The organism is Rothia halotolerans (assembly GCF_004136635.1).
In the GTDB taxonomy this organism is placed as follows: domain Bacteria; phylum Actinomycetota; class Actinomycetes; order Actinomycetales; family Micrococcaceae; genus Rothia; species Rothia halotolerans.
Window position 1 is genome coordinate 1 of sequence record NZ_NOIU01000004.1, and the last position, 15,043, is coordinate 15,043.

Here is a 15,043-nt window from a genome sequence, read left to right on the forward strand (position 1 = left end):
TATTTCTACCGCCCGACGGTGCTGGTTGATGTGCCGGCTGATGCGCGGGTGGTGACCGAGGAGATCTTCGGTCCGGTCGCCCCGATCGTGACGTTCTCGACTGAGGAGGAGGCTTTCGAGTTGGCCAACGCCACCGAGTACGGTCTGGCCTCCTACGCCTACACCCAGGATCCTTCCCGGTTGTTCCGGCTTTCGGATCACCTGGAGTACGGGTTGATGGGTTTCAACGCCGGGGTGATCTCGAATGCTGCGGCGCCGTTTGGCGGGGTGAAGCAGTCCGGCCTGGGCCGTGAGGGCGGGGCCGAAGGCCTCGCCGAGTATACGACTGTTCAGTACATCGGGGTGAAGGACCCCTACGCGGGCCGCTGAACCGGAAGGCTTGAAAAGCCTCGCAGCAGAAAAGACCCTTCCTCGGATGCCTCCGAGGAAGGGTCTTTTCGTCTGGGATTCTTCATCGGAGAAAGGCGGATCTCAAGGAGCTGCGGAACCCTCAGCCTTCCTGCGGAACCATAGTCGAGCTTTCCCGGAATTACATGAAGCAGCAGCTTCTGACCGGGCATGGGTCCCTACTCATACATGGAGTCCTCACTCATAGCGGAGGTTCAAGAACAGGGAAAGAGTCTGAGGCCCTTCTCCTGCAGCACGCTGCACTAGCCGTCTGCCGAGGAATCGTCCTTTGCTAGGACATCGAGAGGATTGAGGCTTCACCCCCGACGCCTCCTCCGCACACAGAAGATGCCCCCGGGATATCCCGGGGGCATCTTCCTCATCTCCGCAGGTGCTCAGGAGAACTTCGGAACCACCTCGTCGATGAACAGCTGCAGGGAGCGCTTCTTCTCCTCGTGCGTCATCGAGTTGTCGGTCCAGAAGCTGTATTCGTCATACCCCATCCGCTCGTACTCGCGGATGCGCTCCGTGACCTCCGCCGGGGTCCCGATCATCGCGTTGCGGTGGATCGCCTCGGGGGCGAAGCCGGGCCGCTCGGCGAAATCCTCCTCCGGCGCCGGCTCCAGGAAACCGTTGACCGGCTCCTTCTTCCCGAAGGCCCAGGCGGAGAACGTCCGGTAGAACCGGTTGATCGCCTCGGCCGCCGGACGCCAGCCCTCGGGCTCGTCGGCGGAGTGGACGTAGGTGTGGCGCAGGACCATGATCTCCGGCTTCGCCTCGACCTCGGGGTGGTTCGCCACCGCGGCGTCGAACTTGTCCTTCAGGTCCTGGACCTCCTCGTCGCCCTTCATCAGCGGGGTCACCTGGACGTTGCAACCGTGGGCGACGGCGTAGTCGTGCGTCTCGGGGCTGCGGGCGGCCACCCAGATCGGCGGGGTGGGCTGCTGCACGGGCTTCGGGACGCTGGTGGAGACGGGGAACTGCCACAGCTCGCCGTCGTGGGCGTAGTCGCCCTCCCACAGCTTGCGGACGGCGGGGACCAGCTCGCGCAGGTACTTCCCGCCATCCTGGCCGGGCATGCCGCCGGCCAGCCGGTCGAACTCGAACTGGTAGGCGCCGCGGGCGATGCCGATCTCGGCCCGGCCACCGCTGATCACGTCCAGCAGCGCGGTCTCGCCCGCCGCGCGGATCGGCGTCCAGAAGGGGGCGATGATCGTGCCCGCCCCGAGCCTGATCCGTGAGGTCTTCGCCGCCAGATAGGCGAGCTGGGGCATCGGACTGGGGGAGGCCGTGTACTCCATTGAGTGGTGCTCCCCGATCCACACGGTGCCGAAACCGCCCTCTTCGGCGATCTGCACCAGCTCCACCAGGTTCTCCCAGTGCTCCTGGGGGCTGAGCGAGTCGTCCCACCGCTCCATGTGGATGAATAGCGAGAAACGCATTGTTGTCCTCCTCGTGCTGCTCGATGCGGGGACGGCGTCGTCCCCGATGTGTTCAGTGGTGTTCAGCGGCGCCGGGATCGGCCGGTCCTCCGGCGGCATCGTCGGCGGCTCCGGGCCGTCCGTCCGCGAGGCCCTCAGCGGAAGCCTCCGCGGAGCCGGCCGCCCCTCCGGCGGGCCCGGCCGCGGAGCTGGCGCCCGCCGCGCGCTCGGCGATGGTCCGGTTGCCCCGGGCCCAGGAGGCGTGCGGCACCTCCCGCACGATCACGGTGACGTTCTCCGGCGCGGCGTCGACCGTCTCCTCCGCGACCCGGTGGACGCCGTCGATCAGCGCCCGCAGCTGCTCCGGGCTCCGGCCCTCGGCGATCGAGATGTCGATGAGCGGCACGGCCCTACCCCCTCATCACGAAGGGATCGGCGACGGGCCCCTCGTCGGTGTTCAGCCAGATGCTCTTCAGCCGGGTGTACTCGTTCATCGACTCCAGGCCGTGCTCGATGCCGACGCCGGACTGCTTGAACCCCTGCCGCGGCGACATCGGCGACATCGCCCGGTACATGTTGATCCAGACCGTCCCCGCCTCGAGGCGCTGGGACATCCGCATCGCCCGCTGGAGGTTCGAGGTCCACACCCCGGCGGCCAGCCCGTAGTCGGTGTCGTTGGCCAGCCGCAGGACCTCGTCCTCGGTGTCGAAGGGCATGATCGCGGCGACCGGCCCGAAGACCTCCTCGCGGCAGATCCGCATCTCGTTGGTCGTCTCCGTCAGCACGGTCGGCTGCAGGAAGTAGCCCGGCAGGTCGACGTCGGGCCGCTGTCCGCCGTAGTGCACCGTGGCGCCCTCGTTCTCGCCGATCTCGATGTAGGAGCGCACCTTCGCCAGCTGGTCCTCGAAGGCCAGCGGGCCGAGCTCGGTCGTGTCCGCGAGCGGGTCGCCGATCCTGATGGTGGAGGCCCGCTCCGAGACCCGCTCCAGCAGCTCGTCGTACACGCTGCGGTGCGCGAAGACCCGGCTGCCGGCGATGCAGGTCTGCCCGGCCGCGGCGAAGATGCCGGCGACGACGCCCATCGCCGCGTTGGCCACGTCCGCGTCCTCGAAGACGATGTTGGGGCTCTTCCCGCCCAGCTCCAGCGTGCACCCGATGAAGCGCGCGGCCGCCGAGGAGGCGATCGCGGACCCGGTGCGGGTGGAGCCGGTGAAGGAGATCTTCGCCAGCCGCGGGTCGTCGACCAGCGCCGCACCCGCCTCGGCCCCGAGGCCGGTGACCACGTTGATCGCCCCGGCCGGGTAGCCCGCCTCGTCGGCCAGCTCCGCCAGCCGCAGGATGGTCCGGGAGGTGTACTCGCTGGGCTTGATCACCAGCGTGTTGCCCGCGGCCAGGGCGGGCGCCAGCTTGGAGACCGTCAGCGTCAACGGCGAGTTCCAGGGCGTGATGGCCCCGACGACGCCGAGCGGCTCCCGCTGCGTGAAGTTCAGGACCTCGGGCGAGCTGGTCGGGATCTGGGAGCCCTGCACCTTGTCGGCCAGGCCGGCGTAGTAGTAGAGGTACTCGGGCAGGTTCTTCAGCTGCCCCTTCATCTCCCGCAGCAGCTTGCCGTTGTCCACGCTCTCCAGGTAGGCGAGCTCCTCGGCGTGCTCGCCCACCAGGTCGCCCAGGCGGCGCAGCAGGTGCCCGCGCTGGGTGGCGGTCTTCCGGGACCACTCGGGGGAGTCGAAGACGCGCTGGGCGGCGTCGACGGCGGCGCGGACGTCGGCGGCGTCGCCGCGGGCGGCCTCGTAGAGGGTCTCCAGGGTGGCGGGGTTGGTGCTGGGGAACCAGGCCCCGTTGGACGGCGCGCGGTGCTGGCCGTCGATGAAGTGGTCGAGCCGCTCAGTCATGGCGAACTCCTTCCGCTGCGTTGATCAGTTCGGTGAGCTCCTCGGCGAGCGCGTCCGGCGCCTCGACGGGGAGCATGTGGCGGACTCCTGGGACGACGCGGCGTCGCGCGCCCTCGATCGAGTCGGCCAGTCGGTCGGTCATCTCCGGGGTGGAGCCGGGGTCCAGCTCGCCGGTGATGGCCAGGACGGGGGCGGCGATCCGGTGCAGCTCGGGGGCAACCTCCCGGTCGCCGGAGGCGAAGACGGCGTAGGCGTGCAGGTAGGACTCGACGTCGTTGGCCAGCAGCACCTCGCGGGTGCGGTCCCGCCGCTCCCGGTTGCCCGGCACGTCGCCGGGGAACCAGCGGTCCACCGCCCGCTCCATGCTGGTGCCGAAGTCGGCCCGGGCCGTCTCCAGCCGGCCGCGCACGGCCTCCGCCTCCTCGGGGGTACGGGAGCACACGGCACTGACGCAGGCCAGGCTGAGCACCCGGTCCGGGTGCCGGGCTGCGATCCACTGGGCGACGAGCGCGCCCAGCGAGAAGCCCACCAGGTGCACCCGCCCCTCGGGCATGCGGCGCAGGACGTCCTCGGCGAGGTCCCCGAGCGTCGCCGGAGCGGTCAGCGGCGGCTGCGCGCCGTGGCCCGGCAGATCCAGGGCAGCGGTGCGGCGGCCGGCCAGGCGCTCCTGGACCTCGGCCCAGACGGTCCGGTCGAGCCCGACGCCGTGCAGCAGCACCACCGGCGCCCCCGCCGCGTCCCCGTCGGCCAGGGGGAGGGGTGCCTCCTCGGCAGCCCCCGCGCCCCCCTCGGCCGGGGGCTCCGCCTCGATCCGCTCGGACATCGGCCTCACGCCTCGGTGGACAGCGGGGCCAGGCGCTGCTGCGGGCGTCCCTGGGCTGCGGCGGCCAGGGCCACCAGGATCTCGTCCGGGTGCGGGGCGTCGGCCACGCGGAACTCCAGCGTCTGGTGGTGGGAGCGGATGGTCGCGTCGGTGAAGTGCTTGAGGGGGATGTCGAAGACGGCGCCGGCGGCGGCGCGCTTCTCCACGGCCGGCAGCAGCGTCGAGGCCTTCGCCGCGTCGCGGAAGTGGTTGCCGAACTTCAGCGTGTGGATCAGGGCGGAGCCGTGCTCGACCTCTCCGTCCAGCCCGACGATGGCGGCCTTGCCGTAGGCCTCGAGCTCGGTGCCCAGAGCCTCCATGACCCGCGGCGCCAGCTCGGCACCGAGATCGGAGGCCACGGCGTCGATGCCCTCGGTGAGGTCCTCGACGAACCCCTGGCCCTTCCAGGGGTTCTCGATCACGGCGGCGACCACGACGACGCGTGCCGGCGGGTCCACGGGATGGCCGCCCTCGCTCGTGATCTCTTCGGTCAGGGTGGTGATCTTGCGGATGTTCACGAGAGGAGTCCCTCCAGGATCTCGGTGGTGATGGGTCGGTCGGTGCTGCGGTCGCCGATGCGCGGGAAGGGACGGGGCCCGTCGGAGGCGGCGGCGATCACGCAGATCTCGTCGGCGCGCGGGGCGTCCGCGAGGTGCACGTCCATGGTCTGGTAGTGCTTCCGCGAGGTCGCGTGGGTCTTGTGCCAGAGGGGGACCCGCAGGTCGGCGCCCGCCGTGGAGCGGCCGTCCGCGAAGCACAGGACGGAGGTCCCCTCCAGCAGCTCCCGGACGATGTTGCCGAAGTAGGGGGTGTGGATCAGCGCGCCGGCGTGCTCGAGCTCGCCGTCGAGCCCCACCAGCGCCGCCTTGCCGAAGGCCTCGATGTGCTCGACGCCGCCCAGGGCCTGGATCAGCCGGTCGGAGAGCAGCTTGCCCAGGATCGGCGCGATGCGCTCGGTGGCGGGGCCGAGGTCGCCCTCGAGGCCCTCGTCCAGCCAGGGGTTGCGCAGCACGGCGACGGCGGCCGCCTGCCGGAGGGGACGCTCGAGCTCTCGTCCCGCCTCCCGGCGGAGCTCGTCGCGCACGGTGGTGATCCGGCGGAGGCCGAGCCGCGTGGCGGCCGCCTCGTAGGTGGTGGCGGCTGGTGGATCCTGAAGCTTCGGTTGCATGCAAGAAACGTACGACGCGAACGCCGGAACTGTCAATGACGTCCATATAACCCGCGATATCAAGGGAAATAGAGCATCTCAACCGTTCTATTGACGTCTACGTCACATTGGTTCTAGTGTAACTGGCATGCAACAGCAGGCAGTTTCTAGTACCCGAGATCACACCAAGCGCATCATCATGGATGCCTGGAGTGCCGCCTGGGATCAGGGCGGGGTCGGCGCCTTCGACGCCATCGTCACCGACGACTACGAGCGCAGGAGCACCAACTCCGGGCACACCACGGACGTGGAGGGCATGAAGAGCGAGATCCTGGACATCCGCTCCGCTTTCCCCGACCTGGAGACGGTCGTGGACCGCATCCTCATCGAGGGCGACGAGGCGGCGGTGTACTGGCACTCCACCGGCACCTTCACCGAACCGCTGAACGGCGTCCCGCCCACGGGCTCCACCGTCGCCACCCACGGCTCCAACTTCATCACCCTGCGGGAGGGGCGGATCGCGCGGGAGGAGGTCACCTGGGACGCCCGGGCGCTGCTCGCCGACCTCGGCCTGAAGTCCCTGTCCTCGGCCTTCGAGACCCACGACGTCTCCCCGGTGGTGGACAATCTCAGCGGCAATCCCTCGCGGGAGGCCCTCAAGGCGTTCAACCGGCAGTTCATCACCGGCGTCACGGTGGTCACCACCAAGGACGAGCAGGGCAAGCCGCGCGGCCTGGCCGTGAACTCCTACAACTCCGTGTCCCTGGACCCGCCCCTGGTGCTCGTGTGCGTGCAGAAGACGTCCTCGACCTACCCGGCGATGTTCCGGGCGAAGCACATCGGCATCAACATCGTCAGCCGCGAGCAGCGCGAGGCGCTCGGCGTCTTCGCATCGAAGGAGAAGGACAAGTTCGCCCAGGTCGACTGGCACGAGGGCGAGTACGGCTGCCCGCTGATCGACGGCTCCTCCGCCTCGATCGAGGTGGAGGTCAAGGAGCGATTCCAGGCGCTGACCCACACCGTCTTTATCGGCCGGGTGCGCTCCGCGGAGGCGGGGGAGGACCAGCCGATGATCTACCAGGCCGGCAAGTTCTACGACAGTCTCGACCTCGAGCCGCTGGACTGAGCCCACGGGTGGGACGTGGCGTCCGCCCCGTCCCGCCCCTCACCCCCTGCCTCTCATCTCCTCATCCGGGCCGTGCCACGGGCCCGGCGCCTCTCATCTCGGACCCGCGTCCCTCAGCGGCGCACGTCCATCCGCGCAGTGAGCTCATCCCTGAACCCGCTTCCGCATTCATCCGCACTGCACCCCGAAGTGGAGCACGCCATGCCCGAATCACCCCGCCCTTCCGACGACGCGGCCTCCCGCCGCGTCCCCGCCGACACCGGCGGCCACCACCCCCAGGGCGCCCACCGGCACTTCCGCGAGGAGCCCGAGCTGCCCGGTCACGGCATGGACGCCCCGCCGGCGGACCAGGCCGCCCAGCGTCGGGCCCACGAGCTGCGCAACCGTCCCGGCGCCGTGTTCTGGGCATCGATCGCCCTCGTGGCGGCCTTCATCGCCTGGGCGGCGATCTCACCCGACTCCCTCGGCAACTCCATGACCTCGGCGATGAACTGGGTAGCGGGCAGCGTCGGCTGGACCTACCTGCTGGTGACCCTCGGCTGCATCCTGCTGATGATCTTCCTCGCCTTCAGCCGCTTCGGCGGGGTGAGGCTGGGCTACGACGCCGACCGGCCGGAGTTCAGCACCTGGGCCTGGCTGGCCATGATCCTCTCCGCCGTGATGGGGATCGGCCTGATCAGCTACGGCGTGGCCGAGCCGATCAGCCACTTCGCGGCCCCGCCCCACGGGTTGGCCGAGCCAGGCACCTACCAGGCGGCCGTGCGGGCTCTGCAGTTCTCCTACTTCGACTGGGGTCCGCACGCCTGGGCTGTCTTCGGGGTCTTCGGACTGGCCATCGCCTACTCGACGCACCGTCGCGGCAACACGGGCCTGATCTCGCCCATGCTGCGCCCGATCCTGGGCAAGTCGATGGAGGGCTGGCTGGGCCACCTGGTGGACGTCCTCGCGGTGATCGCGACGCTGTTCGGCACCACGACGTCGCTGGGCCTGGGCGCCTCGCAGATCTCGGAAGGGATGAACCGGGTCTTCGGCATCCCCAACGAGCTGTTCGTCCAGATCATCATCATCATCGGCATCACCGTGATCTTCACGCTCTCGGCCCTCTCCGGGGTTAACCGCGGCATCAAGATCATCAGCCAGACGACCGCCGTGCTCTCCGTCCTGCTGGCCCTCTACGTCCTGGTGGTCGGTCCCACGGGCTTCATCGGCAACCTCTTCTTCCGCTCGGTGGGGCAGTATCTCAACGACTTCTTCATGGTCAGTCTGATCACCCCGGTCTCGGCCGACGACGTCCAGTGGTACCAGTCCTGGACGTACTTCATGATGGCCTGGTGGCTCAGCTGGGGCGCCTTCGTCGGGGTCTTCCTGGCGAAGATCTCCCGCGGGCGCACCATCCGGGAGTTCGTGTTCGGCGTGCTGGGCGTGCCCAGCCTGGTGTTCTTCATCTGGTTCACGATCTTCGGCGGCGCCGCGATGAAGTTCGACATGGACGGGGACGGCTCGATCGGCCAGGCGGCCCTGGCCGACGTGAACTCGGCGTTCTTCGAGACCCTGAACAACATGCCGCTGGTGGGCCTGACGTCGGTCGTCGCGATCCTGCTGGTCATCCTGTTCTTCGTCTCGGGGGCGGACGCCAACACCTTCGTGCTGAGCATGCTGACCTCCCGCGGCGTGCTGGAGCCCAGCCGGCCGGTCCTGACGATCTGGGGCGCGCTGACCGGCGTGAGCGCGATCTTCCTCTTCCTGGTCGGCGGCCTCGGGGCGCTGCAGCAGGCGGCGATGATCTCCGCGCTGCCGTTCACCGTGGTGGTGGCGTTGCTGGGCATCAGCCTGGTCAAGTCGCTGCGGGACGACCAGGCCTTCGACTTCACCCGCCCCGTGCGCCGCGCCGACCTCGACACCGGCCTCCTCCGGGTCCCCAGGAAGGCGCTGAACATGGACTTCAAGAATCCGCCGACCAGCTCCATCGACGTGCAGGGCCCTCGGCGGTAGTCGCCCGGTCAGCAGGAGGGCTCCGCCTCGCGCTCCATCCGGTGTCCCCGTGACGCCGGATGGAGCGTCTTCTGTGTTGTATGCAACATGAGGATGGAGATAAGATGAACGCTTCCACCTATTACTGCTATACCGCTGGTTGCCGCTCTTTCTCCGGTCTGCGTCATGAATGTTCAGGGGTGTTGCCCCCCGAAATGCATGCAACATAGAATGACGGCATGACCACCATGGATCACCTGCCGCACGTACAGTCCGGACCCGCGCTGCTCGACGCGCTGCGTCGCAAGATCCTGAGCGAGGACGTCGAGCTGGGCGTCCCGCTGTCCGAGGCGCAGCTCGCGCAGGAGTTCGAGGTCAGCCGCACCCCGATCCGCGAGGCCCTCCGGCAGCTGCAGGCCGAGGGTCTGGTGGAGATCCGCTCCAAGGTGGGGACCTTCATCCGCGAGCCGGACCACCGCGAGATGGCGGAGCTGTTCCAGATCAAGGGGAACCTTGAGGGCCTCGCGGCGGGCCTGCTGGCGCAGCGCGGCCCCGTGAGCGAGCTGGAGGCGCTGCAGGCCAACATCGAGGACTCGGAGCGGGCCGCTGAGGCGGGAGACGCCGAGCTCTACTCCCGCCTGGTCCACGAGTTCCACTGGACCATCGTGCAGGGCGCCGACAACCGGAAGCTGGTGGAGCACTACTCGCGGCTGATGAACCAGCTCGCCTACCACCGGCTGGTCAGAACCTCGTTGCAGCAGAAGGGCCGCATCCGGGCCTCCACGGGTGAGCACGAGCGGGTCCTGGAGCACATCGTCGGCAAGGACTCCATGCGCGCGGAGATGACCATGCGCCAGCACGTGGCCTCCTCGGCGGCCTCCACCATGAACGAGATCGCCCTGCGCGAGGGTGCCTGAGGCGAGGCCCCGCCCCCAGGACTTCCGCGTGAGCAGCACGCGGCGCACTGAGCCGGAAGCAGACCTTGCCACGGTTCCCTGATCGACCTAATAGCATCAGTCTGACTAAACCATTAGATGCAGACCTCCCCCACATACGTGGATCAGGGGGGTCTCGCTGTATCCAGGGACCGTTACACCTCAGCCGAGCGCACAGCCCGCGCTTCTTGTTCTGAATCCGCTGCACTCAATTCGTTCCCTCCCATACTCATTCCCTCCCGCACGCGGCCCCACCCTCCGGAACCGTCAGCAGAATGGACTCTCGGTCGGCCCTGTTGGGAGGGTGGACCGGAACAGGACGACGCAGCATACGGGGGAGTGTTGATGGCTGAGAGAGTGCGCCGATCCGTCATGCGCCGCGCCGCGGCCCTGACAGCGGTGTGTGGAGCGGGGCTCGCGAGCTTCATGCTGGGGACGGCGGAGGACGCGCTGGCCGGCTTCCATGATGAGACGTACGCCCACGCGGGAGTCTCCACCGAGGGCATGCCGCCGACGCTGCCGGTCTTCAACGACCAGTCGGCCGGCTCCGCGCTGTTCGCCACCAGGACGGGTGAGCTGTACCTCAGTGGCATGCGCAACTCCGGGGACGGAAACGGCAACGGGAAGGTGCCGGCCAAGTCGGACCCCACGCGGGTGAGGTTCCCGGAGGGCGTCAGGATCGTGGACGCGGCCGGAAGCTCCGAGGCCTTCAGCTACATCAACTCCACCTCCTACATGGCGCTGGACGATCAGGGCGGCGTCTGGACCTGGGGCCGCCCCCTCGGCGGCGCCTCGCTTATCGGGCGGGGGTCCATCAGCGTCGCCGAATCGTACCGGGTCGACCGGGTCACGAGGACCGCGGACGGCTCGCCGCTGCCCCGGATCATCGACATCGAGCGCTCCGAGAACCAGTTCCTCGCCGTCGACGAGGAGGGCACCCTGTGGTCCTGGGGATATCACCTCAACAACCTGCCCCGCGAGTCCAACCTCAGGGACCGCGGCCTTCCGGCACCCTCCAACGCCACGACCACCTCGCACTCGGCCGGTGGCAGGTGCGAGGGCCCCTCCGTGAAGTGGCACACCGTCTGGGGCGGCAACAACTCCTCGGCAGGGGTGGCCACCGACGGTCTCGTCTACTCGTGGGGATTCGACAACGACGACGGCCTCACCAGCGGCAAGGCGACCCAGCAGTGCCCCATCCTCAACGAAGCCGCGAACCGCGCCCTCTTCCAGGCCTACCCGGAGCACTATCACGCGGAGAACGGCGCGATCTACGACGAGTCCTCCCCGGAGCTCAACGGAGCATTGGTCAAGGAGACGCTGGCGCTGCGCCAGGCGAGGTACGACGCCGTCGTCTCCGCCATGCAGGGCAGGACGCTGGGGGTCTGCTCGTCCGTGGTCGGCAAGCAGATGGTCGACGAGGGCGAGTGCCCGGTCCGCCAATTCGGCTACAGCGCCCGTGCGCCGAGGATGCTCCTGCAGAACGGGGACCTGTACACCTGGCAGATCAAGAACAGCCTGGCCGACCCGTACGGTGACGCCTTCCTCGGCAGGTATCCCTCGAATCCCTCCGGGAACACCCGGAACTCGTGGTGGGAGGCGGGATCCATCCGCCGGCCCGAGGTGGCGATGCGGAACGTCGACTACACGGTCCCCGGCATCTCCTCGATGGTCGCGCTGACCCGGGACGGCGAGATCTACGGATGGGGTCGCAACAACATCTGCCAGGCGATCGGCATCCGTTCGGCGGATTCGCGTCCCTGCACTCAGGATGCGGGCAATGACTCGGACATGGTGGTGCTGCCGACCCGGGTCCGCGGTGAAGGCATCGAGGAGGCCCGGATCACGGGGATCGGAGCCACACAGTGCGCCACATGGGCCGTCGACCACGAGGGGAACCTCTGGGGCTGGGGCGCCGGGACCTCCACCGGCAGACTCTATCGCTACTGCTCGCCCAACGGCTCGACGGGGGGCTACGACTCCGAGGGCTACAAGCTCTACGACAAGACCCTGGCCACGACGCAGCGTCCCTTCGGCGAGCCGGTGGCGACTCCCGGGACGGCGCTGCGCAAGGTCCGTTAGCCCGGTCCCGGGGTCCCTGGACAGGCGTTCGCCGGGGGAGCGGGGCCATCGTCGGGGCTCCCACGACCGCCCCTGAAGATCCCGGCACGGCGGGGCCGGCACGGACCCTGCCGGAGCGATGCCGGCCCACCGGAGGGCACGGCCTCAACGGCCACGGACCGACGCGAGACGAATTGACGCAGCGCGGCCGGCCCGGCCCTGGCCGATCGGGCCGGTCAGCCCCTGGACTCGAGCCGCCTCGGGGCCGGCCCCGCAGACATCACCCGTGCTCCGGCACGGAACGGACCAACACCACGTTGGATTTCACCCTCACCAGAAAGGAACACCATGTCCAGCACAACAGAGAGCACAGACCCTCGGCCGAGCGCAGGATCCCCGGCGAGCCAGCCCGGAGGACGCCCGAAGAGGACGGGGCGCAAGCGCGCCATCGTGGCCTCCGGCAGCCTCCTGGGGATCGCGGCGCTCGTCACCGGCGCCGCGCTCACCGACTACGGTCTGCTGAACTTCAACGGCAGCGGCGGCTTCGGCGGCGAGGACAACGCCTACAACCTCCAGTTCTCCACCGGTCAGGAGGCCACCGTGGCCTCCGTGCAGAACTGGGTCGAGGCCAACCCCGACGCCGAGACGGTCGCGCCGATCTCCGGCGCGGACAGCCTCGTGCCCGGCGGCGCCCCCGTCTACATCAACCTGCCGGTCCTCAACGCCTCGGCGACGTTCAAGTCCTCGCTCGACCTGGGCTTCGAGAACATCACCCCGGGGACCGACGACGCCGGCCAGGCGGCACGGAACGCGGCGTACGCGGACCTGCTCCGGGTCGACGTCGCCCAGGTCGACGACGCCTCCACCACCCCCACCGACTGGAAGGCCACGGACGTGGGCTTCGGCGGGGAGGCGAAGACGCCGGGCGTGGGGCTGGAGGACCTCGATCCCGAGGCCGGCAGCGTCGTGGTGGCGAGGGTCTACCTCGTCGACGGCGCCACCCAGGACGCGACCAACGCCGCCAACGGCGGCACCGTGAACGTCCAGGCCCGGTTCGACGGCTCGTCCAAGAACTGACGGAGACGCGATGCGATCCCTCAGACTGAGACGTAGCACCCTCATCGCAGGGATCGTTCTCGCCCTCCTGGTCCCGACGGCCATCGCCTCGGCGGGATTCCTGCAATCCATCACGGCGTCGGCATCCCTCCGCGGGATGATCGACCTCGCGCAGGGACCCGCCGAGGGGGACCAGCACGCATCCCCGGCGGACCGGAAGATCCTGGCCGAGCCCGGGGACCCGGCCCACGGCGTCGTCGTCACGCTCTTCAACGAGCCGACCGGCGACCCCGGGCCGGGGACGGCGTCCTTCCCCCTCACCCTGCAGACCATGCCCGGCTCCGCCGCGGCGACCGCCCAGCTGCGCCTGCAGCGGCCCGAGGGCACGCCGGAGCACCACTGGGCCGCTCTGCGCTTCGGCTTCTACGTCGACGGCGCGCCCCTCCTGGCGGACGGCGTCCCGCAGACCGCCGAGCAGGTCGACGCGGCCGGCGGCGTGCCGCTTCCCCGCATCGAGGGGAACGGCGCGAGCCCGCTGACGGTCGAGGTCAGGGTGTGGATCAGCCCGCAGCCGCCGCGGGACATCTACGCCACGGCCGTGGCGATGGACCTGGACGTCCTCGGCGAGACCGCCGCGGGCGAGCGGTTCCGGACGGAGGTGAAGTACTCGTGAGACCCACGGCATCCGCATCCCGCGGGCGCGCCCGCCACCGGGCGCCGGAGCCCCGGCGCACCCCCGCCTCTTGGCGGACCTGGCCCGCCCTCCTCGCCCTCGCGGGGATTCTGGTCCTGGCGGGCGCCGGCTGGGTCGTGGTGAGGACCACGACCGCCGCCTTCGCCGACCACGGCGAGATCCGCTCCGGCTACTCCGGCGCCTTCTCCATCGGGGCCGTCGACGCCGAGGGCATCGTGCACCTGCCCGTCGACGACGTCATCACCGGCCGGGCCGCGGACGTCGAGGGCTTCGCGCCCGGCGGCACCGCGGAGGTCCCGGTGGACCTGTTCAACAACAGCGCCGCCGGGCGGGGCGAGGTCACGACGTCGGTGGAGACGGACAGCGACCTCGCCGACCAGTTCCGCTACTCCGCCTGGTCGGTCTCCGCCGGGCGCACCACCGTGCTCTTCGGCGACCCGGAGGATCCGTCCCGGGGCGTCCCGGCGGATCAGATCCCGCCCTCCCTGGAGATGAGCCTCGCGCCGCGGGACGCCGAGCCGCTGGAGGACGGCGTCGCCTGGACGGGTCCGGAGGAGAGCCGGGCCGAGGTCGTCGTGGCCGCCCATCTCCTCGACAGCCCCGAGTCCAGCGCCGCCTCCTCGGTCCACACCACCCTCACCATCACCATGCAAGGAAAGACACCATGACAGCAGCGCACCACCCCGGCCAGCCCTCCACGGACAAGCTCGACCACGTCCCGGCGGCGGTCCTCCGGCACCAGGGGGAGGACCCCGGCGGGGAGGGGAGGGCTCGCGGGGACGCCGGTGAGGAGCCCGGGGGCGCAGCGGCCCCGCAGGAGGGGGCCGGCGGATCGCCCGGCGGGCAGGACAGCCTCTCCGCCTCCGCCGAGTACTCGCCCGGCGGCTCCTCGCCCGCCGAGCCGGAGGAGCGGCAGGGCTTCGGCCGCCTGTTCATCGAGGTCGTTCGCTCGGCGGTCCTGTGGCTCGGCGCCGTCGTCGGGGCGGGGTGCATCGTGCTCTTCATCCTGGGGATGCTGCTCGGGTGGCGGCCGCAGGCGGTGCTGACGGGATCGATGGAGCCCTCCATCCCGGTCGGCGCCCTGGTCATCGTCAAGGAGACCCCGGTCGCCGAGGTCGAGGTGGGCGACGTCGTCACGGTGCCCAGCCACCACGGCGACGGGCTGATCACCCACCGCGTGGTCGAGAAGACGCCCACCGAACAGGGCGCGTCCCTCACCCTGCGCGGCGACGCGAACGCCTCCGCGGACCCGGACCCCTACCACGTGAGCGTAGTGGGCAGGACGATAGCGACGGTGCCGCTGCTCGGCTTCTTCGCCTCCCTGCTCAAGACGCCCTTCGGCATCGCGGGGATCGTCATCGTGGCCCTGTGCATCATCGCCGTGTACGCCTGGCCGCCGCGCGGTTCCCGAAAATAGTCATGCGTCACAAAACGGCCGTGGCTGGGCAGGCACGTCGCCCGGCCATGGTCGCATGGGCAGAATAGGGGGTG

At 69.7% G+C, this 15,043-nt stretch carries 15 protein-coding genes; 9 read left to right on the forward strand and 6 right to left on the reverse strand.

Annotated elements, in window-relative coordinates:
• On the forward strand, window positions 1–369 hold a 369-nt coding region (locus tag EWV39_RS11210; protein WP_129660130.1), incomplete at its 5' end, for an aldehyde dehydrogenase family protein.
• Window positions 370–782: 413 nt separating this feature from the next.
• On the opposite strand, the gene EWV39_RS11215 is transcribed toward EWV39_RS11210, so the two are convergent.
• From EWV39_RS11215 to EWV39_RS11240, 6 genes are read right to left on the reverse strand one after another with little or no spacing between them, the layout of a single operon-like run.
• Window positions 783–1,829 (reverse strand): LLM class flavin-dependent oxidoreductase, encoded by a 1,047-nt coding sequence (locus tag EWV39_RS11215; protein ID WP_129660133.1) that lies wholly within the window; start codon window positions 1,827–1,829, stop codon window positions 783–785.
• A 52-nt stretch (window positions 1,830–1,881) separates the two neighbouring features.
• Window positions 1,882–2,214, reverse strand: coding sequence for a tautomerase family protein (locus EWV39_RS11220; RefSeq protein WP_129660136.1), 333 nt, complete (start codon window positions 2,212–2,214; stop codon window positions 1,882–1,884).
• 4 nt (window positions 2,215–2,218) lie between these two features.
• Window positions 2,219–3,700, reverse strand: a complete 1,482-nt coding sequence (locus tag EWV39_RS11225) for an aldehyde dehydrogenase (protein WP_129660139.1) — start codon at window positions 3,698–3,700, stop codon at window positions 2,219–2,221.
• Window positions 3,693–4,523 carry an alpha/beta fold hydrolase gene (locus EWV39_RS11230; protein ID WP_129660142.1) on the reverse strand — a complete coding sequence of 277 codons (831 nt, stop codon included), beginning with the start codon at window positions 4,521–4,523 and terminating at the stop codon, window positions 3,693–3,695. Before EWV39_RS11230 ends, EWV39_RS11225 begins: the two co-directional genes overlap by 8 nt.
• Before the next feature lie 5 nt (window positions 4,524–4,528).
• Window positions 4,529–5,080, reverse strand: a complete 552-nt coding sequence (locus tag EWV39_RS11235; RefSeq protein ID WP_129660145.1) for an amino acid synthesis family protein — start codon at window positions 5,078–5,080, stop codon at window positions 4,529–4,531.
• Window positions 5,077–5,730: an amino acid synthesis family protein gene (locus EWV39_RS11240; RefSeq protein WP_129660148.1), complete on the reverse strand. Its 654-nt coding sequence runs from the start codon at window positions 5,728–5,730 to the stop codon at window positions 5,077–5,079. Before EWV39_RS11240 ends, EWV39_RS11235 begins: the two co-directional genes overlap by 4 nt.
• A gap of 127 nt (window positions 5,731–5,857) precedes the next feature.
• Here EWV39_RS11240 and EWV39_RS11245 point away from each other — a divergent pair, with 127 nt between their 5' ends.
• From EWV39_RS11245 to EWV39_RS11280, 8 genes are all read left to right on the forward strand, one after another.
• Window positions 5,858–6,835, forward strand: coding sequence for a flavin reductase (locus EWV39_RS11245; protein ID WP_129660151.1), 978 nt, complete (start codon window positions 5,858–5,860; stop codon window positions 6,833–6,835).
• A 201-nt stretch (window positions 6,836–7,036) separates the two neighbouring features.
• Window positions 7,037–8,827, forward strand: coding sequence for a BCCT family transporter (locus EWV39_RS11250; RefSeq protein WP_337589945.1), 1,791 nt, complete (start codon window positions 7,037–7,039; stop codon window positions 8,825–8,827).
• A 218-nt stretch (window positions 8,828–9,045) separates the two neighbouring features.
• The gene (locus EWV39_RS11255; RefSeq protein ID WP_238148314.1) at window positions 9,046–9,723 is read left to right on the forward strand and encodes a GntR family transcriptional regulator; all 678 of its coding nucleotides are present in this window, start codon (window positions 9,046–9,048) and stop codon (window positions 9,721–9,723) included.
• Window positions 9,724–10,086: 363 nt separating this feature from the next.
• Window positions 10,087–11,823: an RCC1 domain-containing protein gene (locus EWV39_RS11260; protein ID WP_129660153.1), complete on the forward strand. Its 1,737-nt coding sequence runs from the start codon at window positions 10,087–10,089 to the stop codon at window positions 11,821–11,823.
• A gap of 327 nt (window positions 11,824–12,150) precedes the next feature.
• Window positions 12,151–12,879 carry a hypothetical protein gene (locus EWV39_RS11265; RefSeq protein ID WP_129660156.1) on the forward strand — a complete coding sequence of 243 codons (729 nt, stop codon included), beginning with the start codon at window positions 12,151–12,153 and terminating at the stop codon, window positions 12,877–12,879.
• 10 nt (window positions 12,880–12,889) lie between these two features.
• Window positions 12,890–13,531: a hypothetical protein gene (locus tag EWV39_RS11270; protein WP_129660159.1), complete on the forward strand. Its 642-nt coding sequence runs from the start codon at window positions 12,890–12,892 to the stop codon at window positions 13,529–13,531.
• Window positions 13,528–14,220 carry a hypothetical protein gene (locus tag EWV39_RS11275; RefSeq protein WP_129660162.1) on the forward strand — a complete coding sequence of 231 codons (693 nt, stop codon included), beginning with the start codon at window positions 13,528–13,530 and terminating at the stop codon, window positions 14,218–14,220. The genes EWV39_RS11270 and EWV39_RS11275 overlap by 4 nt, the downstream gene beginning before the upstream one ends.
• Complete coding sequence (locus EWV39_RS11280; RefSeq protein WP_129660165.1) at window positions 14,217–14,969, forward strand: signal peptidase I; 753 nt, start codon at window positions 14,217–14,219, stop codon at window positions 14,967–14,969. Before EWV39_RS11275 ends, EWV39_RS11280 begins: the two co-directional genes overlap by 4 nt.
• Window positions 14,970–15,043: the final 74 nt, after the last annotated feature.